This window comes from Sphingomonas sp. BK481, assembly GCF_014194875.1.
Classification (GTDB): Bacteria; Pseudomonadota; Alphaproteobacteria; order Sphingomonadales; family Sphingomonadaceae; genus Sphingomonas; species Sphingomonas aerolata.
Genome location: NZ_JACIAP010000026.1, coordinates 1 through 25,669, shown reverse-complemented (window position 1 = coordinate 25,669; position 25,669 = coordinate 1). Strand labels below are relative to the sequence as shown.

General features: G+C 63.8%; 22 protein-coding genes. 8 read left to right on the top strand and 14 right to left on the bottom strand.

All coding sequences use genetic code 11. The features are described 5' to 3' along the window. Window positions 1-272 precede the first annotated feature (272 nt). The 4 genes from FHY04_RS21840 to FHY04_RS21825 form a co-directional block, all read right to left on the bottom strand. On the bottom strand, window positions 273-2,882 hold the full coding sequence (locus FHY04_RS21840) for an HWE histidine kinase domain-containing protein (protein WP_183937947.1): 2,610 nt from the start codon (window positions 2,880-2,882) through the stop codon (window positions 273-275). Next, a complete protein-coding gene (locus FHY04_RS21835) occupies window positions 2,879-3,337 on the bottom strand; it encodes a hypothetical protein (protein WP_183937945.1) in 459 nt (152 codons plus the stop codon). The genes FHY04_RS21840 and FHY04_RS21835 overlap by 4 nt, the downstream gene beginning before the upstream one ends. 575 nt (window positions 3,338-3,912) lie before the next feature. Then, complete coding sequence (locus FHY04_RS21830; protein ID WP_183937943.1) at window positions 3,913-4,647, bottom strand: metallophosphoesterase; 735 nt, start codon at window positions 4,645-4,647, stop codon at window positions 3,913-3,915. A gap of 289 nt (window positions 4,648-4,936) precedes the next feature. Further along, window positions 4,937-5,767 (bottom strand): 23S rRNA (adenine(2030)-N(6))-methyltransferase RlmJ, encoded by an 831-nt coding sequence (locus FHY04_RS21825; protein WP_183937941.1) that lies wholly within the window; start codon window positions 5,765-5,767, stop codon window positions 4,937-4,939. A gap of 283 nt (window positions 5,768-6,050) precedes the next feature. Here FHY04_RS21825 and FHY04_RS21820 point away from each other — a divergent pair, with 283 nt between their 5' ends. Together FHY04_RS21820 and FHY04_RS21815 are read left to right on the top strand one after the other, a co-directional pair. Continuing rightward, the gene (locus FHY04_RS21820; RefSeq protein WP_183937939.1) at window positions 6,051-6,233 is read left to right on the top strand and encodes a hypothetical protein; all 183 of its coding nucleotides are present in this window, start codon (window positions 6,051-6,053) and stop codon (window positions 6,231-6,233) included. Window positions 6,234-6,305: 72 nt separating this feature from the next. Then, complete coding sequence (locus tag FHY04_RS21815; RefSeq protein WP_183937937.1) at window positions 6,306-6,857, top strand: hypothetical protein; 552 nt, start codon at window positions 6,306-6,308, stop codon at window positions 6,855-6,857. A 165-nt stretch (window positions 6,858-7,022) separates the two neighbouring features. Here the strand turns inward: FHY04_RS21815 and FHY04_RS21810 are convergent, their stop codons facing one another. Next, window positions 7,023-8,120 (bottom strand): alkaline phosphatase, encoded by a 1,098-nt coding sequence (locus FHY04_RS21810; RefSeq protein WP_183937935.1) that lies wholly within the window; start codon window positions 8,118-8,120, stop codon window positions 7,023-7,025. Next, entirely contained in the window at window positions 8,120-8,389 is a 270-nt protein-coding gene (locus FHY04_RS21805) for a hypothetical protein (RefSeq protein ID WP_183937933.1), read from the bottom strand. Before FHY04_RS21805 ends, FHY04_RS21810 begins: the two co-directional genes overlap by 1 nt. A 320-nt stretch (window positions 8,390-8,709) precedes the next feature. Here FHY04_RS21805 and katG point away from each other — a divergent pair, with 320 nt between their 5' ends. The 3 genes from katG (at window position 8,710) to FHY04_RS21790 (ending at window position 12,396) form a co-directional block, all read left to right on the top strand. Continuing rightward, entirely contained in the window at window positions 8,710-10,896 is a 2,187-nt protein-coding gene (gene katG / locus FHY04_RS21800) for a catalase/peroxidase HPI (protein ID WP_260171730.1), read from the top strand. Window positions 10,897-11,290: 394 nt separating this feature from the next. Further along, complete coding sequence (locus FHY04_RS21795) at window positions 11,291-11,944, top strand: TetR/AcrR family transcriptional regulator (protein ID WP_260171729.1); 654 nt, start codon at window positions 11,291-11,293, stop codon at window positions 11,942-11,944. Further along, entirely contained in the window at window positions 11,941-12,396 is a 456-nt protein-coding gene (locus tag FHY04_RS21790; protein WP_031438921.1) for an SRPBCC domain-containing protein, read from the top strand. The genes FHY04_RS21795 and FHY04_RS21790 overlap by 4 nt, the downstream gene beginning before the upstream one ends. A gap of 91 nt (window positions 12,397-12,487) precedes the next feature. Here the strand turns inward: FHY04_RS21790 and FHY04_RS21785 are convergent, their stop codons facing one another. Then, complete coding sequence (locus FHY04_RS21785; protein WP_056674245.1) at window positions 12,488-13,159, bottom strand: hypothetical protein; 672 nt, start codon at window positions 13,157-13,159, stop codon at window positions 12,488-12,490. Between the two features lie 311 nt (window positions 13,160-13,470). On the opposite strand from FHY04_RS21785, the gene FHY04_RS21780 reads away from it, so the two are divergent. The 3 genes from FHY04_RS21780 (at window position 13,471) to FHY04_RS21770 (ending at window position 17,047) form a co-directional block, all read left to right on the top strand. Further along, on the top strand, window positions 13,471-14,307 hold the full coding sequence (locus FHY04_RS21780; RefSeq protein WP_031393622.1) for a hypothetical protein: 837 nt from the start codon (window positions 13,471-13,473) through the stop codon (window positions 14,305-14,307). Between the two features lie 161 nt (window positions 14,308-14,468). Continuing rightward, a complete protein-coding gene (locus tag FHY04_RS21775) occupies window positions 14,469-15,584 on the top strand; it encodes an exo-alpha-sialidase (protein WP_260171728.1) in 1,116 nt (371 codons plus the stop codon). A gap of 188 nt (window positions 15,585-15,772) precedes the next feature. Next, the gene (locus FHY04_RS21770) at window positions 15,773-17,047 is read left to right on the top strand and encodes a DUF2254 domain-containing protein (protein WP_183937928.1); all 1,275 of its coding nucleotides are present in this window, start codon (window positions 15,773-15,775) and stop codon (window positions 17,045-17,047) included. A 36-nt stretch (window positions 17,048-17,083) separates the two neighbouring features. On the opposite strand, the gene FHY04_RS21765 is transcribed toward FHY04_RS21770, so the two are convergent. The 7 genes from FHY04_RS21765 to FHY04_RS21735 all read right to left on the bottom strand — a co-directional run bounded on the left by FHY04_RS21765 (window position 17,084) and on the right by FHY04_RS21735 (window position 25,047). Next, window positions 17,084-17,956: a Brp/Blh family beta-carotene 15,15'-dioxygenase gene (locus FHY04_RS21765; RefSeq protein WP_183937926.1), complete on the bottom strand. Its 873-nt coding sequence runs from the start codon at window positions 17,954-17,956 to the stop codon at window positions 17,084-17,086. Continuing rightward, window positions 17,953-18,666, bottom strand: a complete 714-nt coding sequence (locus FHY04_RS21760; RefSeq protein ID WP_183937924.1) for a bacteriorhodopsin — start codon at window positions 18,664-18,666, stop codon at window positions 17,953-17,955. The genes FHY04_RS21765 and FHY04_RS21760 overlap by 4 nt, the downstream gene beginning before the upstream one ends. A gap of 117 nt (window positions 18,667-18,783) precedes the next feature. Further along, window positions 18,784-20,151: a HAMP domain-containing sensor histidine kinase gene (locus FHY04_RS21755; protein ID WP_183937922.1), complete on the bottom strand. Its 1,368-nt coding sequence runs from the start codon at window positions 20,149-20,151 to the stop codon at window positions 18,784-18,786. Further along, complete coding sequence (locus FHY04_RS21750) at window positions 20,148-20,825, bottom strand: response regulator transcription factor (protein ID WP_183937920.1); 678 nt, start codon at window positions 20,823-20,825, stop codon at window positions 20,148-20,150. Before FHY04_RS21750 ends, FHY04_RS21755 begins: the two co-directional genes overlap by 4 nt. A gap of 66 nt (window positions 20,826-20,891) precedes the next feature. Continuing rightward, window positions 20,892-22,073, bottom strand: coding sequence for a trypsin-like peptidase domain-containing protein (locus FHY04_RS21745; protein ID WP_183937918.1), 1,182 nt, complete (start codon window positions 22,071-22,073; stop codon window positions 20,892-20,894). A 140-nt stretch (window positions 22,074-22,213) separates the two neighbouring features. Beyond that, window positions 22,214-23,677, bottom strand: coding sequence for a DUF389 domain-containing protein (locus FHY04_RS21740; protein WP_183937916.1), 1,464 nt, complete (start codon window positions 23,675-23,677; stop codon window positions 22,214-22,216). A 35-nt stretch (window positions 23,678-23,712) separates the two neighbouring features. Then, a complete protein-coding gene (locus tag FHY04_RS21735; protein WP_183937914.1) occupies window positions 23,713-25,047 on the bottom strand; it encodes a chloride channel protein in 1,335 nt (444 codons plus the stop codon). Window positions 25,048-25,669 lie beyond the last annotated feature (622 nt).

Below are 25,669 nucleotides of genomic sequence, written 5' to 3'. Positions count from 1 at the left end.
CCACCTGCCGACCCATCATGTCCATACTCCCGCCGCCTGGCAGGAGTGAATCACGCCTTCCTCGTCGTCGCAAGCACGCGTTTTTCAACAGTCTCGGACGGTTGTGACATTGCGCTTGCTGCAAAGAGAGCAATCGCAGGAACCGCAGTCGATCATCGTTGGATGCTCGCCAATTTTCAACGGTGTCGCCAAGCATGAACGAGCGTTCGCAATTGGTCGCGGCCAGGTATGGGCGATCAGTATACGCTGCCCGGCATTCACCCGCGGCACGCTCAGTGCCGGCTCAACAAGGTTTGCAACGTGCGTCCAACGTCTTCGGCCGAGAACGGCTTGTTGAGGACGGGATGGCCGGCGAACCGCTCCGGCAGGACGGTGGCGCTGTCGTAGCCGGTGGTGAAGACGAACGGGATCTTGCGATCTTCCAGGATGGCAGCAGCGTCCCACGACATTTCGCCATCGAGATTGACGTCGACGAGCGCGGCATCGATCGCCGCCTCGCAAGCAAGCTTTAAGGCTTCCGGCAGCCGCATCGCGGGACCGACAATGTCCCAGCCCAAATCGATGACCACATCCTCGATGAGCATCAGCACCATGGCTGAATCTTCAACGATCAGGATCCGCGGCGGATTGTCGGTAGGAATGTCTGTGACTTTCGCAGGGGCATCATGGGCGATAGAGGCGTGGGAGGCGGTGCCGCCAGACTGCGCCACCGACGCGGGCATGACGATCGCGCACGCCACCCCGCCCGGGTCGAACGTCAGGGTCGAAGATCCGCTCGTTTCCAGCGCCAAGGCCCGCTCGATCAAGGTCGATCCAAAACCGCGCCGTGTGGGCTTGCTGACCGGAGGACCGCCGCTTTCTTGCCATCGCAGCTCCAGTCCGGCCTGCGGGTCAAACTGCCAACGAATGTCGACATGACCGCCGGCGGCCGACAAGGCCCCGTATTTGCCGGCGTTGGTGGCAAGCTCGTGGATCGCTAGCGACAGCGCCAGTGCCGCCTTGGGGAGAAGCATCACATCCGGACCGGTGATCGTGACGTTCGCATGCTCCGCCCGATACGCATCTAGCTCCTGTTGGATCAGCACGATGAGCGACACGCCTTCCCATCGACTTTGCGTGAGCAGGCTGTGCGCGCGCGACATTGACCGGATCCGCCGGTCGAGCCCATGGGTGAAAGCAGCGAGCGAGGACGCACTTCGGCTTGTCTGCGCCACCATCGCCTGAATGCTGGCCAATGTGTTCTTCACCCGGTGATCGAGTTCGGCCATCAGCAATTGTTCCTGCTGCCAGGCGCGCAACCGTTCGCGTGCGGCAGCATCGATCCGCCGCAGGACGACCTCCAGCAGCGACACCCGCAGGTCGAACGCGGCATCGTTGTCGGACGGCGACCAGGGGGTCGACCGGCCGCGCACGGTCTCGGTCCATGCCTCGAAGGATTTCCGCGGCGTCAGCCGGATGCCGTTCGGACCGACCTCCATGGGCTTGTTCGGATCGCCGCCCCATTGCACGGTCTCGACGACCTCGGGCCTGAACCACAGCACGAAGTCGCGCGGTTCGCGCGAGACGGACACGGCAAGCAACCCGGAGGCGATCTCCGCATAGGCCTTGGCCGGCGGATAATCTTCGCCCAGCCGATCCGTGGCATACACCCCTTCGAACGTGCCCATGCGCAGGGTCAGCCAGTCCGTCAGGGCGCCAATCTGGTCGTCATCGGGCGTATTGCCCAACGCGGTGATGCCGCTGTTGACGCGGATGGCGACACCGCCACGGGTCTGCCCCACCCGCAGCGCAAGACCACCCGCCTCTATGTAGTCGAGCAGCTGCTGCTGCTGCGCGACCAGCCCGGCCCCGTAATCGTCCTCGCTCGCCAGCGCGTGCATGATGCCGGACAGTGCCTTGCGGGACAGCAACCGGGCCTCGAGCTGCTCGGCGCGCAGCCGCACTTCCAGTTGCAGCGAGAACATCGATCCGAACAGCTCGCAGACGCCGCGGAGATGACGCGGCAGGCGGCGCGGCGTATGATGGTGACAGGCGATCAGCCCCCAAAGCCTGCCTTCGAAGATGATCGAGATCGACATCGAGGCGTCGACGCCCATGTTGCGCAGATATTCCCGGTGGATCGGGGACACGTCACGCAGGGTCGCGTGGCTCATGTCGAGCGGCAGGCCGCTGCGCGGATTGATCGACGGCAGCAGCGGCGCGGGCGTGTAATCGACTTCGGTGATCAGACGCAGCCAGCTGGTCAAATACAGCGTGCGGGCCTGTTTCGGGATATCCGACGCTGGGTAGTGCAGATCGAGGAATGGCGTGATGTCGTCGTGCCGGGCTTCGGCGAACACCCAGCCTGAATCGTCGGGCATGAAGCGATAGACCATCACCCGGTCGTAGCCCGCGACCGCCCGCACCCGCTCGGCAGCCAGTTGGCAATAGGCCTGGAGATCGGGAGCGTCGCCAAGTCCGTCGAACATTTCCTGGACACAGGCGAGCGGATCGACGGCATGACGGTCACTCAGGTCGGCATCCTCGACCTCGATCACCAGCGCGCCATCACTCAGATGGACGCTGGCATCGATCGCGCGGTCTGGGACGACCCGCAGCAACGGATCCAGCAGGTGACGCGGGCGCGCGAGGCTGGAGCTTTGCAGCAACTCGCGAAGCCGCTGAAGCTGCTCGGCATTCAACAAGTCCACGAGGCCCTGCCCGGTCAGCGACGCTGCATCCCTGCCGAACAGGCCGAGGGTGTCGCCTGCGACCTGCTCGACCAGCATCGTTGCAGGATCGACCACGAGCATCGCACCATGGGGGAGGATCGAGCCGGGAATATGGATCGGCTCGCGATCGCAGTTGGTCAGATCGACGGCACCGTCCAACTGCTTCGTCATGCCGACATCCATTTCTCATACGCCGCAAACATAGAGACCCCCGCTGCCTTTGCAGCAGGTCGGTCCTGCACGGCAGCGTCGGGTAGGTTGGTGTCCAGCCCGACGTCACCCCTGCTCCAGTCACCGGCACTCAGTCCTGGTTCGGGCAGGTCCCAGACGAGGCAGCCGGTCAGTCCACCGCCGACACCGAGCATGGGGTCGACGACGGTATGGAAACCATATGTGTGGCCGAGAAGCAGACGATATTCGTCCCGGTCGGCCGTGCTTGCCGCCCGACGCGAAAGCACGGGATGACGATGCCGGCGTTCGTGAATGTCGCCCGTGGCGGTTCGCAACCCGGAGCGGCCCCTCGGTGTCGGCACGCTGCTTTGGCGAGCAGGCATCGGGGCGTTCGGATGCTTGCCGCGCAGGGCGGTTCCGACCGCAGCGGACGCCTGTAACACTGACGCGCGCATTGGATTCCTCGATCAAGACGTACGGTCGATGATTGCCGTGGCATTCCTCGACGTTGCCGTATCCACACCATATTTTCGAAATCTTGCCTAGCGAATGTTGCTTATCGGTTTGCCGCCGCAACAATCATCGCAATTATTCCCGTAGCGCCGTGCTCGTGCCCTTGAACGAATATGTCATAATTTTTGACATGTTTACGTACAAAATTCTCAGCCAAGTCAGAGCATTGACGGCCAGATACGTCGATGGCGTCAACGAATGCTCGTAAGTTCCCGCAGGGCAGAAAAGGAAGAACGATGGACCCAACACGCATCCCCGGCAACGGACCCGACCCTGCGATATGTCTTCGGTGCCAGGCTTCAAGACGCGACCAATAACCCGGCGGCGCATACGCTGCCTGACGATGATGCCGGTAACGTTGATGGCGTCGAGCTCACACGTGACGCTTGGTCGGCGACTGCGGAAAATTGGCTTTGGGGAGGCTCGGCGCTGATGCCGTTCCCTGAAGGACCGGATTTCGAGAAGCGACACGGTTTCCCGAAACGCACTTCGCATCGAGAAATACGATACCCTCGTGCTAGACCCGACCGGTTCGCAAAGGTCTGGACCAGTCGGTACGGGCATTCGCCTCGGCATCACGGGCCGCTTGTTCCCAATCATAATCGACGGACAGAAACTCTACCGCCCAGCCATCACCTTCGTTGGACAAGACGGCATAGCGCGCATGCGGCGATCCGCTTTCCACCAGGTGAGCGTAGGGTCGGTCATCGTCATATGCCGGAAGACCGACGCTTCCCGGATTTATGATCATGCGCCCGTCGTCGAGCGTCATCACCCGCTGGAGATGCGTATGGCCGCAGAGGATCACGGCCGCATCGACAGTTCCCGCACGGTGTCGAACTTCCTCCCGAGTGGCCTGACGAAGCCCCGCCCCCGTCACCGTCTCTAGAAAATAGCTCAGGTCGCTGTCCGGCGTGCCATGAACAAGCAGCACATCTTTGGACAGGCGCATGGTCGTGGGCAATGCTGTCAGCCACGCACGCTGTTCAGCGCTCAGCTGGTCGAAGGCGTGGCGATCGGACAATCCCATGCGCTCGCGAGGCTGCTCCGAGATCTGACGTTCGTGATTGCCGCGTATAGTCGGCAATCCCAGAGGCATCAGTCGATCGGCTGTTTCCCGCGGGAACAGGGCCCCTGAGCAGATATCCCCGAGGTTCACGATCTGGTCCACGTGCCGGGTGGCGATGTCGCCGAGAACTGCGTCGAGGGCAGCGACATTCCCGTGAATGTCGGAAATTGCAGCGATCTTCATTACGGACCTATAACGATCTCGCCGTGCGATCGTAACCCCCGCGCTTCGGCAACGACAAACCTGAGGCCGGCTTCGGAACCGTCAGCAGCTTGGCGCCCCCCGGCGGCACGGATTACTGGTCCCAATAGATCTTCCCGAAATCGCCGACCGGAGCTGGAGAATCGGGAATGATCGTACTCAACGGACGGCCGCTCTCGACGATGCGAATTGCCTGCCAGAACGTCCGGTCTTTTGACGTTGGCGGCCCGGCCGCTTGCGGCCGGGCAGAGCGGGGCGATGCGGGTTTACGCTAATCGCCCAGCCACGCGGCGGTGATCTCGCCGCTATGCCCCTCCGGCGCCAGCACCGCGCGCAGCGCTTCGAGCATAGGCGGCAGCGCCTGCGTGAAGGCGTAGGGCGGGTTGACGATATACAGGCCCGCGCCGTTGTAGATGCCGGACTGATCGGCATCGTACAGCCAATGCTCCACCCCCAGCACTTTGGGGATACCGAGCCTGCGCAACTGCCCCGTCCACCGCGTATGCGTGGCGCGGTCCTTCAGCGGATACCAGATCACCGTCACGCCATGCGCCCATTTGCGGTGCGCGGCGGCGAGGGTCGCGGTGATACGGTCGCGGTCATCGGGCTGTTCGTACGGCGGGTCGACCACCACCACGCCGCGCGCGGTGCGGGGCGGCAGCAGCGCCAGCCAAAGCTCATAGGCGTCGCGCTCGTGCACCGCAGCGGGCGTGCCGCGCATCACCCCGCGCAGGGTATAGGCGTCCTCGGGGTGCTTCTCGTTCAGGATCAGCAAATCCTGCGGGCGCAGAAGCTGCGCGAGGATCCGCGGCGAGCCGGGGTAGAATTGCGGTTCGGTCCCGGAATTCACCGCCTGTACGGCGGCGCGGTAGTCGTCCAGCAACGGGTTCGGCTCGGCAAAGGCCCGCAGCACGCCCTGTAGGGACTCGCCGGTGCGTTGCGCGTCCTCGCCGTCAAGGTCGTACAGCCCGCAGCCGGCATGCGTGTCGATCAGCGTCAGCGCGCCCAGTTTCTGCTGCAGGGCCCGCACGAGCGCGATCAGCAGGCTGTGCTTGACGACATCGGCACTGTTGCCCGCATGGAAGGAATGGCGATAATTCATTGTAACGTAAGACCCTGACGCTCTGCCTGCATGCGGGCTGCCGGGCACAATTGCCGGGCGCGAGGTGACCGAAGTAACCGGTCCGGTGCCATTATAAAGTCGCGCGGGAACCTTCAACGCCGTTTTGATCATGGCACGGGCCACACGTCCCGGCCTTGTGTCGGACGATGATGATCCCGTCGCGATAATCGGTTATCGACCGTCGACGATGATGGATGGCATTGCAGATATGGCGCTCCGGCATGGCGATCGCCGCGCCCGGGCTTATGAACGGAATGAACCGGTGATCCGGTGCATCCAGGATGCGATCACCGCCTATCGCCGCGACGGCGGCGATCGTGACGGTCGCCCGACGATTGGCGCGCTGATCGCCGCGTGCACTGCTAGTGGCCTCACGGCGGCACGCGGCGGTCCGGTGACGCGCTATACGGTCTGTCAGGCGCTAAAGCTGACAGGCCTGTCCTGATGCGAGTCGACACGGGCAAAATGCACGAAGCGGCCGCGCAACGTACCGGCCGCCTCGTCTGTTCTCGCCATTATGCCAATCGATCCTGACCAGACCGCCACGATCATCACCAGCCGGGCCATCCGTGCCGGCCACGAGCAGGATTTCGAACGCTGGGTGGAGGAACTGAACCGGCACGCCCGTGCGGCGCCGGGGTATCGGGCTGCGATTCGGCTCGGTCAGACCGCCGGTTTTCAGCACCTGCTCTTTCGCTTCGACGATCGCGCCGCAGCCGATACATGGCATGACGACCCCAAGATGCGCGCGCATGTCGCCGTCGCGGACCGCTTCTCCACCGCGCTCCGCCAGCTCGAAACTGGCGACGGCGTCACCTTCGAGCTGCCGAGCGATGCGAGTGCCAGCAAGTGGAAGCGGTTCGTGACGACATGGCTGACGGTTTTCCCGGTCCTCCTCCTCATCAGCATGATGGTTCGTACGGTGTTGAAGGACGCACCACTGCCGCTGCAACTCCTGCCCTCGTCCCTGCTGCTCACCGCGACCCTGCAGTGGATCATTCTCCCGCGCCTGCAACGATATACCCGCTTCTGGCTGTTGCAGGACAGCTCGGGCCGGCTGCAGACGTGAGGATAAGGCATGACGGCGCATTGCCGAACATCACGCGCGCCCTCACCCCGCTCCCCAGCTTCGTCCATTCATTCATCGTTGGGCTGACCACTTTCGGCCTCTAATCCCTCATCATACGCGTCGCGATACGGGAACGAATAAGGCCGTCAGGCAGGCAGAGGCGGATCATTTGTCCTTCTTCCAGCCGAATGCCGACAGCATGATGTCGAAGAGCCGCGTGTTGGGCATGAAACCCCGGACCTTGTCCGCACCGGGGCCGCTTGCGGCGACGACGACCTCTTCGCCGGTATGGCCGGGCTCGACGCTGATCACCGACTTCGCATCGGGATCATATTGCGTCGCGAGCGGCGTCGTGCGCTTGCCGCCGGTCATCCGCAGGCCGAAGCTGTGGTCCGCGGTGAACAGGATCAGCGTGTCCTTGCCGGCAACCGCGCTGATCCGGCGGATCATGTCGTCCATCTCGACGACATGCCGCAGGCCTGCCTTGGGATCGTCGGTGTGCATGTCCCATTCGACCATCAGGAAATAGCCCTTCGGGTTGCGGGCGAGCTGCGCGACGGTTGCCTCCACGGCGGGAACCGGCGCGAAGTCGGCATCGCGCAGCACGGCGGTCCGCGGTGCCTGGGCGACCAGCGCGGGATCCTCGCCGAAGCGGTAGCCAGCGGTCCTAAACGCCTGTTCGGCGCTCGTCCCCGGGCCGGCGAATGTCGCGACGGCGTCGCCGCGGCCCTTGCCGATCAAGATATCGACGCCGTCGCCGAAGCGGGGCTTGAGCATCTGACGGAATATCTCGCCCTTGTCCGCGCGGGCGGCGACATGCGCAAAGGTCGCGGCCGGAGTCGCATCCCAGATGTTCATGTTGGTGACGACACCCGTCGACAGCCCGCGCTGCTCGGCATATTCGAGAAGCGTCTTGACCGGCATCGCGCGGCCGCCCGGTCCAGAGGGCGTCGTCGACACCATCGCGTTGTTCGTCTTGTTCCCCGTCATGATCGCGGTCATCCCGGCCGCGGAATCGGTCACCCATCGATCGAGCGCGGACGTATCCGACAGCGCGACGTTGGGCATCGACTGGATGAACAGCGATTGCGGCCGGTCGTGCGCCAGGATGCCAGCGGCGCCGAGCGTCGACAGGCCACCCGCATCGCCGAGGAAGAGGATGACGTTGCGCGCCTCCTGCGCCGCAGCGGGCGTGCTGCAGACCGCGAGCATCGCGCCAGCAAACGCCGTGCCGCCCAGGAATTTGTAGAACGCGATTTTCATTACAGAGGTCCTTGCATCGGGGCCGGTGCCGAAGGCGTTGCCGGGTCGTATTGCGGATTGATCGGGTCGTGCGGACGGGGATCGCCCGCGCCCGGTCTTGCGCTCTCGATCCACGCCGGAACGAGCAGGCCACGTTGCAGCGATGCACCCGCCGTGCTGCGGCGATAGACGAAGTTCCGTCCCTCACGGCTGGTCGGGTCTGCGAACACGCCGCGCTTTTCGAGGCCGACGAACCAACGATCTATCGGGCGGACTTGGGGCGCGGTCACGACGAAAAACTCTGAACCAGACTAAAGACGCCCATCCTCTAACCGCAGTAAATGTAAGTTTGGCGACACCTTGATCATATCAGTTGCCGCGACGTCCGTCGGCCTGACGATGATGATGACCCGGATCATCGCGAATGTACGCGCCGTCAGACGACACGCTCACGACCCTCTGTGATCGAGTGCGATGATAGCTGTCGCCCGTATAATCGATTGGACAAATGTACCCGTGATCCGGCATTTTACCAGCACGGTGGTAAAACTCATTAGGAGAGGACGCCAAGATGGCCGATTACGAACAGCCTAAGGCAAGCGGTTGCCCAATGGGCCCCCAGGGTGGCGGCGAGGTTAAGGCCCGCTCGCTCCTCGGTCGCACGAACAAGGATTGGTGGCCCGACGCGCTGCCGATCGACATGCTGCATCAGCACGGCGTCTCTCCCGACCCGATGGGCGACGAGTTCGACTATGCCGAGTCGTTCAAGCAACTCGACTATGCAGCGCTCAAGGCGGACCTGACGGCGCTGATGACCGACAGCAAGGCTTGGTGGCCTGCCGACTATGGTCATTACGGCCCGTTCATGATCCGTATGGCATGGCATGCCGCCGGCACCTACCGGGTGACGGACGGCCGTGGTGGATCGTCGTCGGGTCAGCAGCGCTTCGAACCGCTGAATTCCTGGCCGGACAACGGCAACCTCGACAAGGCACGTCGCCTGTTGTGGCCGCTCAAGCAGAAATACGGCAAGAACATCAGCTGGGCCGACCTGTTCATCCTCGCCGGCAATGTCGCGATCGAGAGCATGGGCGGGCCGGTGTTCGGCTTTGCTGGCGGTCGCAAGGACGTTTTCGCGTCCGAGGGCGATACTTTCTGGGGCGCCGAGGAGATCTGGGTTAACGAGGGTGCGCAGACGCGCATCAGCGAGGACATGCCCGAGCTCGAAGGGCCTCTCGCCGCGATCCAGATGGGGCTGATCTACGTCAATCCCGAGGGCCCGGGCGGTGAGCCCGACGCGCTCATGTCCGCACGCGACATGAAGGCGACGTTCCAGCGGATGGCGATGAACTCCGAGGAAACCGTGGCGCTGACTGCGGGCGGTCATGCCTTCGGCAAGGCGCACGGTGCAAAGCCGGCACCGCATTTCAAGGCCCCGTCTTCGGAATCGGTTCATATGCAGGGCCTCGGCTGGCTGACCGACAGCGAGGAAATCGGCCAGGGCCATATCACGACTTCGGGCATCGAGGGCGCGTGGTCGAACAACCCGACCAAGTGGACCGGTGACTATCTCCGCCTGCTGTTCAAATACGATTATGAGCTGACCGAAAGCCCGGCAGGTGCGAAGCAGTGGCAGCCGGTCAACCCGGAACCGGAGGACATGGCCCCCGACGCACGCGACCCAAACAAGCGTGTGCCGACGATGATGACCACCGCGGACATGGCGTTGAAGGTCGACCCCGAGTTCCGCGAGATCGCGCTGCGCTTCCGCGACGACCAGGCGGCGCTCGACGACGCGTTCGCACGCGCGTGGTTCAAGCTGACGCACCGCGACATGGGGCCACGAGTCCGGTACCTTGGGCCCGAGGTTCCCGAAGAGACGCTGATCTGGCAGGATCCGGTCCCCGAAGGCACCGTACCGTCGGACGCTGACGTCGCGGCATTCAAGGACGCCGTGCTGTCGAGCGGGCTGACGATCGGCCAGCTGGTCAAGACCGCCTGGGCGTCGGCGTCGAGCTATCGCCGGTCGGACCACCGCGGTGGGGCGAACGGCGCGCGCATCGCGCTCGCGCCGCAGAAGGACTGGCCGGTCAACGAGCCCGAGCAGCTCAGCCAGGTTCTGGCAAAGCTGAACGACTTGCGGGGCAGCATGTCGCTGGCCGACGCGATCGTGCTGGCAGGCTCGGCAGCGGTCGAGAAAGCGGCACGCGACGCCGGGCACGACGTGGCGGTACCGTTCCTTGGCGGCCGCGGCGATGCGACGCAGGAGTGGACGGATGTCGAAAGCTTCGTGTGGATGGAGCCGCAGGCCGACGGGTTCCGCAACTACCTGAAGACGCGTCACCCGGTGAAGACCGAGGAGCTGCTGCTCGACAAGGCTTCGCTGCTCGGCCTGTCCGCGCCGGAAATGACCGTGCTGGTCGGTGGCCTGCGCGTGCTCGGCGCGAACTTCGGCGATGCGCCCGATGGCGTGTTGACCAAGCGTCCGGGGCAGCTGACGAACGACTTCTTCGTCAACCTGCTCGACAATGACACGTTCTGGGATCTGGTCGACACGTCGAGCGACGAGAAGTTCATCGGCTATGATCGCGGCGGTCGTGAAAAGAAGTGGCAGGCGACCCGCACCGACCTGGTCTTCGGCTCGAACTCGCAGTTGCGCGCGACGGCCGAGGTCTATGCCGAGAACGGTCACGAGGAAAAGTTCGTGCGCGACTTCATCCGTGCCTGGGTGAAGGTCATGAACGCCGACCGCTTCGACGTCACCGCCAAGCCGGTATCGTCGAACCAGGCGACGTAAGCTCCGTCGGTGGGTGGATAGGCCGTGTCGATCGGGGGAGGTTTCCGGACGTACACGGCTTATCCGCCACTGGCCTGAGTTAGCAGATATAGATTCTGATCATTCCGTGCGCTTTAGCCATGGGCTTCCAGGTCGCACTGCAGCCGCCATTATCGCGCTTATAAGGGTGGCTGCTTGTGCCCTTGACCCCAACGGCAGGGCGACCTGCGCTGAATAGCGTTTTAGGCAATCCCGGTCGAATGCGTACGACCTGTGTACTGGTCCCGACGGCTGGGTGCATGGACCCGGGCCCGCACATTCGCGACGCGTTCGCCCCCCTCAGCTCCTACCATTCGATAGGGGCACCGACTTTCAATCCCGACCTTTGCGACGATCGCTTCCGAACACCGTCTTAATGATCCTTGCCGGCATACCGACCGGTTGGTATGCCGGCACTATGACGAGTCGAGGATCATCCAATACCGCTCGCGACAAGCTGCTGGACGCTGCCGTGGCGCTCATCCGCCGCAACGGCTTTGCGGCCACCAGCGTCGACCAGCTTTGTGCGGCTGCCGGGGTCACCAAGGGCGCCTTCTTCCACCATTTTATTTCCAAGGAAGCGCTGGGGGTGGCCGCCGCCGGCCACTGGCTGGCGATCACGACGCCGCTCTTCGCCGATGCGGACTATCATCGCGAACCCGCGGCACTAGCGCGCGTGTTGGGCTATCTTGACCTGCGCGAGGCGCTGATCGACGGCGGCACTGACGCCTTTACCTGCCTGGCTGGCACGCTCGCGCAGGAGGTGCATCAATCACACCCCGCGATTGCGCGCGCTGCTGAGGCGGCAATCGTCGGCCATGCGCGCACGCTCGAAGGCGACGTTGCCGAAGCGCTGGCTGATCATGGCGTTGCCGACGTCGATGCAGCGAGCCTCGCGCTCCACTTTCAAGTGGTGCTCCAGGGCGGTTTCGTCGTCGCCAAGGCAACTGGTGATCCGCAAGCGGCGCGCGAGAGCGTGCGGCACCTGAAGCGCTACGTAACCCTATTGTGCCGAGGAGAGAAACGATGAGCAATATTCGTGAACTCAGCGTCGAGCGCCGCATCGCTGCCCCCGTCGAGGATGTCTGGCGGACATTGATCGATCGCTTCGAGGAGTGGTTCTGTCCGCGACCGTGGCGCGCCGAAGCACGCGAGATCGAATGGCGCCCCGGAGGCCGTAGCCTGGTCGTCATGCATGGCCCCGACGGTGAGGAGATCCTTAATGAGGGCGTAGTCCTCGACTATGAGCCTAACCGCCGCTTCGTATTCACCGATGCTTTTACAGCGGGTTGGCAGCCCAGTGGGCCGTTCATGGTCGGCCTGTTCGAGATCGCGCAAGACGGGGACGGCACGCGTTTTACCGCCGCGGCACGCCATTGGACCGATGAAGCGTGGGAGCGCCACCGGTCGATGGGCTTCGAAGCCGGCTGGGGCGCGATGGCCGATCAGCTCCAGACGCTGGCCGAGGGAGGTGCGCTCTAACCGCCATTGCTGTGTTCATGCTTTCGCAGGTCTTAGAGGACTGCCTGGCAAGCGTGGGGCGGGCGGTTCTCCCTTGATCGCAAAATCTGCTCTAGCGGGTGAACAAAAAGCCCACCGCGATCAGAAATGTCGCACCTTCCAGCAGCCCGACAAGGACGTTCCAGGTCGCGCGCACCAGGCTGATCCCCAACACCTGCGCGAACCAGCGCGTTTCGACGATCCAGAAGTTCAGGATGCTCGATCCGACGAGCCAATGTCCAATCATGCGCGTCGCTTGATGATGGTCCATCCCGAAACTGCTGCCGACGCTCAGACCCAGCGCAAAGACGGCCGCCGGATAACATTGCGCGTAAAATGGCTGCTGCAGGGAATTGCGATCAAGCTTGATCCTGCGTTGGCGCACCATGCGGGCTGCCAGGAAGAGTGGGAAACCCGCAAAAACGACGACGCGGAGGACCAGGGCGCTGGCATTGTCGTTGACCAGGTCGGCCAGACCATGATGATTGGCGATGATTTCGTCGGTCTGGCCCAACGCCGTAGCGACACTGTGCCCCAGCAACAGCGTGAGAGCCAGAAACAGGGGCGGACTGAGTATCGACGCGTAGCGTTCATCGTCGGGCAGCGCGGCTTCGCGCTCGATCTCCTCCATTGTACGGATCGGTCGAAAGAGCGCCTGCCAAAGCGTAAGGGGGAAGAAGACCACCCAGCTCATCACTTCGTACAGAAGTTCGTCGAGCGAATTGAGCCACTTCATGAAATCCATGCTTCATCATGTTCGATCTGGACGTCGATCGCAACGGCTTGCCTTGTGCTAGAGTCAGCCCCCTAGTGCTTGCCGAAGACGCACTATCGCGGGTCCTGCCGTATGTGATGAAGACCAGCACCGACCAAGCGGCTCTTTGGTCCAAGCGAGCATTCTCGCTCCGCAATTCGCATCGGCAGTAGGGGGCCGAACGCCGTTGACAGCGATGGACGCCGTCGCCTCCTTTTTATACAATCGTTCAACTGATGATGAGGTGATTTCGAACGAGCGGGAGAATCGCGATGCGTTGTCCGTCTGGCCTGTCCACGACTATGACCGCCCTTGTCATGGGCTTGGCATTTCCCACGATTGCCCACGCGCAATCCACGGGTCTCGAGGACATGGTAGGCGCCCGTGCAGGTCAGGCCGAGATGGAATTGCAACGACGCGGCTACGTCAACATCCGGGGTGAGCAAGGCGACGATCGCGTCTATACCTATTGGTGGAACGCCGATCGCCGCCAGTGCGTGAGCATTGCGACGATGGAAGGCCGCTACAATTCCATCCAGCCGACCACCTCCCCCGATTGCAGGAAGCCCGCGAACCTCCGCCCCGACCTTGGCCATGGTGGTCAGGCTGCGCCACGACCGCGTCCCGACTATGACCCCGATCTGGCCTATGGACGCGCGCCAGCGGGCCCCGGCGGCGGTCAGGATCGATATCCTTCGGGAGGACCTGTTGTTGACGGCAGAAACGTCGAACTCGGGCTCGTGTGTTTTGGGGACGGATCGAAAACCGGCTTTGCGAGCGGGACGACCTGGAACTGGAACCGTGATCGTGACCGCTATGAGTCCGGCACGTACACCGAAACCAGGAAGGAGGTCTTCGATGCCTCGCTCATGGTACAGACCTGGGCAGGTGGTGGACGTATCCGGCTACCCAAGTCGCTGATCCCGCCGATCAATTCCCGTGGCAATCAGGGATGGTGGGATTTGTCCGACGTGTCGGTCAGCCCAGATACGGTCCGCGCGAGTTACCGCCTGAACGGGTTGAACAAGCCACGGCTCGTGATCGATCGGCGCAGCGGCCGCATCACGGTCACGGGCATGAGTGATTATGGCTTTCGGGGCACGTGCGACCTGATCGGACACGAACCACGCCGCTTCTAGACTATGGCGCGGGCGGTGCGCTCCCAAATCGAACGGTCAGGCAGACCACGAACACGGACCATCGCGCACATCAGCCGCCATTGGCTCGGTTGGAAACCCCATGCTATCCGGCTCGCGCAACACGGGTCTGCGCGTACCCGCAACGTTGTTGGGGTACAGCGATGAAATTCAGGGCATTTCTGGCGCAGATGGTGAAGGTCGCGGCAATCGCACTCGCGGTCAGCGCCGCGGCGCAAGCCCGGATCAGCCATGCCCCGTCGGCTGCTGCGGCCCCGCTTCGGTCGCCGATCATATCGTCGGAATATATATATGCCGATGCGCCCTATCCGCAGGCGCATGCCTCGACGATCGTCGAACTGCCTGACCGGACGCTGGCCGCAGCCTGGTTCGGCGGTTCCGGCGAAAGCCAGCCTGACGTCCGTATCTGGTTCGCACGACGCGGCGCGACGCGCTGGGAGACCCCGGTTGCAGTCGCTGATGGTGTGTCGGCGGACGGTCAGCGATTTCCGACCTGGAACCCGGTGCTGTTTCAGCCTGCAAACGGTGCCCTGCATCTCTTCTACAAGGTCGGGCCGAATCCGCGGGCGTGGTGGGGCATGGTCATCCGCTCGACTGATGGCGGACGACATTGGAGTCGGCCGCAGCGCCTGCCGGATGGCGTGTTGGGACCGATCAAGAACAAGCCCGTCGTTGCGCCGGACGGCAGCTGGGTGTCGCCGTCGAGCCGCGAGGAAGGCAGCGCAGAGGCCAATATCTGGTCGATCCGGATCGAGCGGAGCACCGATCGCGGGAGAAGCTGGCAGGTCGGCGACGCGGTGGCCTCACCGATGCACATCGAGGCGATCCAGCCGAGCATCCTGTTTCACCGCGACGGCCGACTGGAGCTGGTGGCGCGGACGCGGCAGGGTGCGCTTGCGATGAGCTGGTCACGCGACGCCGGGCGCAACTGGTCGCCAATCGCGGCGATCGACCTGCCCAATCCCAATGCGGGTACCGATGCGGTGACACTGCGCGATGGGCGCCAGTTGATCGTCTACAATCACAGCGCGCATCTACCCGAGCGGCCGGGCGATGGCGCACGCTGGCCGCTCAACATCGGTTTGTCCGACGACGGCGTGCGGTGGCGCAACGCTTTGACACTCGAGAGCAAGCCGCTACCCGACGGCTATGCCTATCCGGCGGTGATCCAGACGCGCGATGGACTGGTCCACGTCACCTACACGCATAACCGTACCAAAATCCGTCACGTCGTGATCGATCCGACACAGCTGCACTGAGTAGGAGGTCACGCTCCGGCGCCCCGTCACGAGGTAAGATCTTCCCGGCGCCAGTCGCTGAATGTGATCGAGGCGGGGCTTGTTTTGCTTCGCACAGATGATCTGCGGACAGTTCGAGCGGAGCCGCCGGATCACCGCGCTGTTGTCGTCGTGGCTATTCGGCTACCAGCCAGCTGAAGGAGCGCTAAATGACGCAATGGACATGGATTTTGAGCCGGATCGTCCGGCAGGTCTGGTTCCGGGCAGCGATCATCAGCCTGCTCAGCGTCGCGCTGGCGATCCTCGCCGCTTTTGTCACGCCGTATCTGCCGTACACGTTCGATGCCGATATCGGGCAGCAATCTGTCGGCACGATCCTTCAGATCATGGCCTCGAGCATGCTGGCGGTCACGACCTTTTCGTTGACCGCAATGGTCAGCGCCTACTCCTCCGCAACGCAGCTGGCGACGCCGCGTGCGACCCAGCTGATGGTCAGCGATCCGACGTCGCAGAACGCGTTGTCGACCTTCCTCGGCGCCTTTGTTTTCTCGATGGTCGGGATCGTTGGCCTGAACACCAGCGCCTATGGCCATGACGGCCGGATCATCCTGTTCGCAGCGACCGTGCTGATCATCCTGCTGGTGGTCGGCACGCTGCTGCGCTGGATCGGTCATATCACGGCGTTTGGACGGATGGCCGATGTGATCGACCGCGTCGAGGAGGCCGCAACCCAGGCAATGCAGGATTTTGCTGCACACCCTCATCTTGGCGGCCGTGCGGCTGTCGCCATCCCCGCCGATGCCGTCACAGTCACCGCGGTGCAGACCGGATATGTCACGCATATCGACATCACCGCACTTGGCACGATCGCTGACCGCAATGACCTGACGGTGTATGTCGATGTCCTGCCTGGCGCGATGATGCATCCCGCGCGTACGCTTCTGCAGGTCTCGGGAAAGATCGACGACGGCATCCGAAGCGAACTGGTCAAGACGTTCACGATCGAACGGCATCGCTCGTTCGACCAGGATCCTCGACTGGGGCTGATTGCGCTGTCCGAAATTGCCAGCCGGGCCTTGGCTCCGGCGACCAATGATCCAGGAACGGGGATCGAGGTTCTCAATGCCCTGCTTCGTGTGTTCCTCACGCTGAGCCCCGGTGCGGCGCGTGTCGACAAGGAGCCGGACTCCCCACGGGTTCACATCGGCCAGCCAACCATGGAGGATATGCTCGGTGATGCCTTCGGCCCGATCCTGCGCGAAGGGATTGCAGAGGTCGAGGTGTCGTTGCGACTGACGGCTACGCTTGCGGCGATGCACGCAAGCCTGCCGGCTGCGCGTCGGGAGATCGAGCACTGGGCCAACCGCCACGCGAAGCGGGTGGCGACGTCCATGGAAGATCCCGACGACCTGACGGCATTCAACGACGCCTATCGCAGGCACTGGCCCGCCAGAGGCACGATCAGGCGGCATGCTGCCATCTGATTCGACGACATCGCGGCCTCTGCCGACAGCCTGAAGTCATTCAAGGACATGAGCACGCATCACGTCCCTGTGGGCACGTGGCAGCCCCATCAACCCGGATCGCCGCGCAACCCTGTCGAAATACGGCGTCACCAGCAGATGCGGCATCGCCAGTGCCGCGACGCCGGCAAAGAGTGACCGCACGCCCGAGGGGTCCCATCGCAGCAGCACTCCGCCCATGATTCCGACCAGCAGCACAGCCAGGACGAGGATCGGGCCCGTGGCGCGGAGATACGCAATGGTCGTCACGCACCGCAACCGATCTCGACGCTCTTTCGTCTGCGGCACGGCGTGCAGCACCAAGAACCCGACCGAGAACCCGACGAGCGGGGGCAGAATGAGAAGCGCGGTCGTTCCGACCAGAAGACGTCGATCATGGCGCGCCGCGCCGATGATCACCAGGCAGACGGCTGCTACGCCACCCGCAACTGCCAAAATGCTGACCATGGCCGGCGCACCGGACTCTCGAACTCCGGCAAGATCGAGAATGCGGGTGAGGCTTGCCGCGTGCAGCGTCGCAGGCGTGGCGACCAGGCTTATGCCGCGGGCAATCCTTTCGAACGACCTGCTCGCGGGGGCATCCTCAAGGCCGAAATGGACTGCCGACGCCAGCAGGAATGCAGGGAGTGCGATCGCAGGATCGACGATCCACCACATGAGACAGACAAACAGTGCAAATACGTACAGCATCAGGAATGCCGGGCGCCGCCGATGCTCGACGATAGCGAGATCACTGGCACCGTGCGCCATGCCAACGACTCCGACAGCAAGGGCTGCGAACGCGAGCTGTACGGTGAGCACGCAAAACGAGGCGACCAAAGCCCCCGCCAGAAGGAAGCCCCAGCCAAGGGCTGGGGCGCGCCGTATCATGCCCGGTGGCCGCGTTCGCCGTCATCCTGCGCCAACGCCTTGTCGAGGGTGGCTGCCGCGTAGAATGCGTAGACGACCTTGGCGATCACATCCATTACCAGGAAAGCCCAGACCGATGCAGGATCGGTGATCAGTTTGAGGCCTTCCGGTCCGATCAGGAAGACGATCGGATAGAGGAACCAGATGACGGTCAGGAAGGTGAGGTTCTTGCCATAGGCCGTTCCCAAGGCGGCGCCGCGGCTGAGAGCCAGTGATCGCAGCGGACCCCATAGAAGATACAGGACGCCCAGAAACGCGACGCAGGACCATCCGTACCAGATCCATTTCGCCATCGATGGTGCGGCAAGCGACGATATCAGCCCCGTGACGATCATCAAGACATCGAGCACGATGACCGAGGTCAGATACCCACCAAGCTCACCCGTCTTTCCATGCTCGTAAAAAGCCAGCAGCACGAGACCCGACAACAGGATCGGCGTCGTCACGGACCAATCCACGTAGCGTGCCAGATATGTCAGCGAACCGTCGCTGTTGATAAGCGTGCCGATGCCAAAGGCCATTGCGAGATACGCGGTCGCCGCGATGAACGGCACGCTGGCGTGCAGGAGCGTATGATGGCCCGACGGCTGCGTCTTCTTACCTGTCGCATATATGGCCAGCGACGCGACCGACATCACGCTGAAGCCGATCAGGAAAGCGGTTTGATCCACCAGGGAGCCCCCTATCATGAGGACGACCCGGCGCCGACCTTGAGCCACCAACATCACTCAGATGTTTTGGGTCCTGGCTCGCGATAAGTTCATGAAGCTGTCATGTTTGACGGCGTCTCAACTGACGATTTCCTGTGTCCTCGGGAAGTGTACCGCCGCACGAAGACCCGGCGCGTTGTCGGTTAATGTCAGCGATGCGCCATGAACGCGGGCCGCGACCTGTGCGATGCTGAGACCAAGGCCAGAACCTTCGGAATGCCGGCTCGTGTCGAGCCGAACGAAGCGCGTCACGACATGCTCGCGCTGGTCAGCCGGTATACCCGGTCCCGTATCTGCCACGACGAGCGTGAACCCATTGATCTCATGCCCAAGAGTCACGCGGATCGACCCGCCGGGCGGCGTATATTTGATCGCATTGTCGAGCAGATTGGCGACGATCTGCCCCAACAGCGAACGAACGCCCCTTATGGTCACCGGCGTCGTTTCGATTGTCAGATCCAGTCCGCGATCGTCCGCCACGGGCTCGAAAAGCTCCACGGCCTCGATGACGATTGCGGCCAGATCGACAGGACCGAACTCGCTGGCCATCGTCGTCTCGGCACGGGCCAGTCTTAGCGTATCGTCGATCGTGCGAAGCAGGGCGTCGAGATCGCTGCGCATATCCGATGTCGCGTCACCATGCCCCCCGCCCAGTGCTGCAAGCTCGAGCCGAGACCGGATCCGCGTCAGCGGCGTCTTCAGGTCATGAGCAAGCGCATCCGTCGCGGTTCGCAGCGAATCCACCAGGCGTTCGATCTCCGCGAAGCCATGGTTCAGCGTCGCTGCAAGCCGGTCATATTCGTCGCCGCGCCCCGTCACGGGCAAGCGCTCGTCAAGATGTCCCGCCCGGAAACGATCGCCGGCCGTGCTGGCGGCATCGAGAAAGGCAAGCCCGCGCCGGCTGTACCAGAAGCCGAAAAGCAGGCCGATCACTCCGGTGGCGGTCAGTGACCAGGCCAGTGCCGATACATAGCGGTCATGCAGCAGGCGGCGATCGTCCGAGAGGCTGCCGACCAGTAGTCGATAGTCGTTGCCGAGAAGCACCGTGCGCGCGGCGACCTGTCGTTCGAACACCCTGCCGCGTGTCGTCGCGACCTGGGTCTCGAAGGTGCGATACCCCGTGCGGTCGATCTCGTCAGGCCATTTGGCGAGATTGCCCGCAACCGGCTGTCCCGACGCGTCCGTCATCAGATAGATGAAATCGGTGACGCGCGGGCGCCCGACCGCACGCGACACAGACTGCGCGACGGCAAATGGGCCCTCACTCTGATAGCGCTCGATAAGGCCCGCCGTCTCGTCGTCGACTGCCGCCTGGGCACGCGCGTCGAGCAGGCGTATCGTCTGGACATATTGAACGCTCAGGGCGATCCCCGTTGCGATGAGTGCGATCAGCGTGATCCAGAGCGCGCCGCGCAGGGCGGCCGTCGACGGCAAGCGCATCGTCATACAGCATCCAGTCGATAGCCGGAGCCGCGCACCGTTCTGATCATCGGGACATCCTCCGGACCGTCGATCTTGGCACGCAGACGACTGACATGGACATCGACGACATTCGTCCCCGGATCGAAGTTATAATCCCAGATCGCCTCGATCAGCATCGTACGCGTCACCACCTGCCCGGCATGGCGGGTCAGATAGTCGAGCAGCTGATACTCCTTGTTGAGCAGTTCGATACGTCTGCCGTTGCGCATGGCCGTGCGGCCGAGCAGGTCGAGCGTCAACGAGCCCGTCTGCCTGGTACCTTGCGTGGCGTGGGTATCGCTGCGCCGCCGCACGATCGCCTCCAGACGGGCAACGAGTTCGCCGAACGAAAACGGCTTGGCGAGGTAATCGTCGCTGCCGGCCTGAAGCCCTGCGATCCTGTCGTCCACCTGCCCCAGCGCGGACAGAAGCAGCACCGGCGTCTGGTCACCCTTTGCGCGCAGCGACTTCAGCACCGAAAGTCCGTCGAGCCCGGGCAGGTTCCGGTCCAGAATGATCGCATCGTATTTGCCGATGATAGCCGCAGTGAGACCGTCGATACCGGTGGCGGCATGATCCGACGCGTGTCCGAGCTCCACCAGCCCGCGGCGGACATACTCAGCGGTTTGTGCATCGTCTTCGATCAGGAGCAGCTTCAAGCGCGCGATAATCCTTTTCAGGTGTTCAGGGAGCGGACGCGTGTACCGCCCCCCGGTTCCACACGCTCAGGACTGGCCCGACGTTTCGCTGGCGATGCGCAGGTTCAGGGAGACCTGACGGCCGTCACGCACCACCTGCGTCGGGACGATCGAACCGATCCGAGCCTCTGCTACGGCCCGGGCAAGGTCGCGCCCGTTATCGACCGGCCTGGATCCGAAGCGTCGAACGACGTCGCCGCGATGCAGGCCGGATCGGGCAGCGGCCCCGCCATCTTCGACTTCGGCGATAAGCGCGCCCTTGGTGACGTCCGAGCCCATCGCACGCGCGATCTCCGGTGACATGTCCTGCAAGGAAACGCCGATCCGCCCCCGCGACACGTGGCCGTTTTGCGCAATCTGAAGCGCGACCTTGCGTGCCATTGCGGCGGGTATCGCAAAGCCGATGCCCACGTTACCGCCCGTCGGCGAGAAGATGGCGGTGTTCACGCCGACGACCCGGCCTGCCCCATCGAACAAGGGCCCGCCCGAGTTGCCGCTGTTGATCGCAGCGTCGACCTGGAGGAAATCGTCATAGGGCCCGGCCCCGATCTCACGGCCGCGGGCAGACACGATGCCGGACGTCACGGTATTGCCGAGACCGAAGGGACTGCCGACCGCAAACACGCTATCGCCTACCCGGATATGATCGCTGTCACCCCATTTGATCGGGGTGAATCTGCCCTTCCCGTCGATCTTCACCACGGCGACATCGATCTTGGCATCGCGGCCCAGGACGCGACCGGAAAACTCCCGTCCGTCCGACATCTGAACGGTGACGCGGTCCGCGCCGTTGACGACATGGTTGTTCGTGATGACGATCCCGGAAGCATCGACGATGAACCCCGAACCGAGCGATCCGCGCTGCGGGCCTTGCCGCTGCGGCGCTTCGAATTGCCCGTGACGATCCTGCATGCCAAAGCCGAACAGCTGCCCCAGACGATCGGCCAGTTCGCTATCGTCTGAGCCGAACTGGGTCGGCTCGAATGGCAACGCCTGAAGAGCCGCGGGCTTGACCTGGATCTGAACGACGCTCGGTCCTACGGCCTCGACCATATCCGACAAAGAGGCGTGCACACCCGTCGACGCGACGGCAGCAGGACCGGATGCAATGAACCGGTCGGCGATATTTACGCGACCGTCGTCCGCAGCGATCGCCCCACCCGCGACGCCGACGAGTGCGGTTGTGCCAAGCGCGACGGCAGCGATCATTGGACGTACAGTCAGGCGACGCTTGAATATCACGATCCATGTCCTTGTTCAGTTAGAAGCAGATGCTCCTTCCTGGACCCGGATGATGGGCGCAGCCTGTTTCGAACATTACATCCGTGCAATCTTTCCCGCCGGAGCGGCTATGCGCCGCGCTCGCCTGTTTCCGCCGGAGATGAGTCCGTGTCGACTGACCATATCAGGCGCAAGCGACCGCCCGCACGCCCGGCGGCCGCCCTGCCCTCTCGTGCGACGATACCCTGTGCTATCGCTGTGCGCTGACGCAGGGTTCCGCCCAGCACGTCGACCGCCCGCGCGAACCGGGCGGATACCCAGGCTGCGTCGCCGAGCGTCTGATCGTCGATGACGCCGGATTTGATACCGACGTCCGGCAAGGCCACGTCGTTCGGGGGATTGAGACTGACATGCCAATCGGCGACCACCGCGTCCGCACGACGTTCCAGATCGCGATAGCCCGCAATGCCAAGCCCCGTCAGGGGCGCCGCCGTCGCGCGGATCGTTCGCGCCGCCGAATCCAGCTGCACCGATGAAACGGGAATGCCCGCGATCAGCGCAACGTCCGCGATCGCCCTATCGCGCTCGCGTGCAACGCGCAGCGCATCGCCATTGCCCGCCCGCGCGATCTGCGCCGCCTCGACCGCGCCGGTCTCGGGCGAGATGCGGACCTGGTCGACATGGACATCGACCGGCCGCGACAATCGTTGGCGAAGGTCCGCAGCGAGCTTGCGATCCGCGCCCGGTTTGATCCGCGGCGTCAGCATGACCGCGCGAACGCGGACCGGGTTCGCGCCATGGTCGATCTCGACCTGGCTCAGCCGCGCGCCCGGGGGAAAATCCTCGCCCAGTGCATCGCGCACCTGCCGCTGGGCGACCGCCTCGAACGCGATCCGGCGCAGACCGGCACCAAGGGGAATGGACAGCACCCCGATCGCGACCGCGAACAGCACGAGTTGCCACCCGGTATGGTGCGGCGACAGGTGGCTGCCGAACCCGTAACAGCGCGCGACGAGTGCGGCGGTCAGCGCGATGGTGATGGCATTGGTGAGGAACAGCAACAACGCGCCCGAGAATACCACCCAGTTCCACGTCGCGATGCCGAACCCGACCACCACCAGCGGCGGCATCAGGGCGATGGCGATCGCCACGCCGACGACCGTACCCCCGCGCCCCCGGATCAGCGCATAGCCGCCTGCGATGGCCGACAGCAGCGCGACGAGCAGGTCGAACAGCGTCGGCTGCGTCCGCCCGGCGATCTCGCTCGTGATCGTCTGGACTGGGGAGAGCAGGATCAGCACGACCGACAGCGCCACCGCGATGGCCGCCCCCAGCATCAACGCGGTCGCCGCGCGGCGTATCTCGTGGAAGTCGAGCGTCGCGATGCCGAAACCCAGGCCGATGATCGGCATCATCAGCGGCGACAGCAGCATGGCGCCGATCAGCACCGCGACCGAGGGCATCAGCAACCCGAGCAACGAGATCGCGGCCGAAATGACGATCAGGAAGGCGTAGCGTCCCGACCACCCCGCTTCCTCGGCAATCTGTCGCAGGATGCCGTCATGGTCGACGCTTTCGGTGGCCTTGGCCATCCACGCCCGGGGGAGCGTTCCGAATTTTGCAGGGTTCAGGTGGATCGGGTCGTCTCCGTCATGGCGAAGGTCTTCGATAGACCATGGTAAAGCTTCTCGCGGCATACCCACTGGCTGGCCGCATCGGCGATGAACGCGGTCGCGAACATCGGCAGCATCAGGCCGCGGCTCGCGGTCGTCTCCGACAGGATGATGACCGCTGTGAGCGGCGCGCGGACGACGCCCGCGAAATAGGCGACCATGCCCAGGATCACGATCGCGCTGGCGGGCTCGCCGGGGAAGATCTCGCGCAGCAGATTGCCGACGCCAGCGCCGACGGCGAGCGACGGCGCAAAGATCCCGCCCGGCAGGCCCGCGATCGCCGTCGCGGCGGTGGCGACCAGCTTGGCCGGCCCGAACCAGAGCGGCGCATCCACGCCGACGATCATCGCGCGCGCCGGGGCATAGCCGGTTCCCCACGTCAGCCCTGTCACGACGCCGAGTACCGCAACGACGCCCCCGCAGACACCGGCGAACGTGACGGGATGCGCGCGCGTCCATCCCGTCACGCGATTGCGGCTGACCGCCATCGCCAGGAGAATGCGCGAGAACAGCCCGCCGGTCATGCCACCCGCGATGCCCGCGACCGGCGCGACGATCAGCGCGGACAGCAGCGGCATATGCGCGCCGATCGCACCGAAATAGATATAGTCGCCCTGCACCGACTGCGCGACCATCCCGGCGATCACGATCGCGGCAAGGACGAGCAGCGTCACCCTTTGCTCATAGGCGGATGCGAGCTCCTCGATCGCAAACAGCAGCCCGGCGAGCGGCGTGTTGAACGCCGCCGCGACGCCTGCGGCACCACCGGCGATGAGGACCCCGCCCCGCAACGGCACGCGGACGAGACGGTGCGTAAATCCCATGACGGCCGCCGCCAGCTGGACGGTCGGTCCTTCCCGGCCGACCGATGCGCCACCCAGTACCGCGCCGATCGTCAGCACCGCCTTGGCCGCCACCGTCCGGATCGAGATCAACGTGCCGGTCGCATCATTCGGATTGGCCTGCGCCGCGATCACCTGAGGAATCCCGGATCCCCGCGCGAACGGCGCATAGCGACGGGTCAGCCAGACCAGCCCCATGAACGTCAGCGGCGTCGTGACCAGCGGCAACCAATGCCATGTCTTTGCAAAGTCGCTGAAAACCTCGCCCGCCCAATCGGCCGCCTCCGCAAATAGCGTCGCGACGATCCCGATCAGGATCGCCCCCGCAAGGATCGCACCCCGCGTCCGGAACTGCGTCGATCGCGGCCCGCGCGCGCGCAGCAACGCCCGATACCGCGACGGCGTCCAGCGTTTGGACGGTAAGAGACGATTGAACAGGCCAGCCATCGGGCTCTTTTAGGTCGCGGCGCCAGTTAGGCCACCCCTGACACCAAGCCGTTGAACCAGGACGAGATGTATGGCGTCGACCCCATCTGTCAGCTGAGCGCCCTCAGAACGCTTCATGCCACACCGCAGCAGATCAAGCCGATGGTCGGCGTCGGGATGGAGGCTAAGGCAATATAGCTCGATAAACGAACGCCGAAGCGGCGGGCGCAGGGGCAAGCGAGAGCGGGAAATCGCCAATACCGCGGTATGTGCAGCCAACTCCAACGTCGTGCCATTCTCGAGGGGCGAGCGGACGTCACGAAGCCGCCCTTCCACAGTCGGTCGATAGCGGTCTTATCCGGTGCCTCCTCCCTCAAGCGGACATTCTCGATAGGGGCGAGATGACACAGATGCGAAGCTGCGCAAGACCGGCCGTTACGCCGACGGTCGTGATCTGGCTGCCTGCCGCAATGACTAAACCTGACGCGCTTAAAGTGAATACTTGACGGAGAAGGGGCATGCCTGCCCTACAGACCACGAACGCGGCCTAGAGCGGTTTCTGATCAGTCTGCATCGTAACCAGCGGCTGCAAAATAGTTCGAGCATTCCTGGGGTGAGTAGAGGTCCACGATGCGGCCGATGG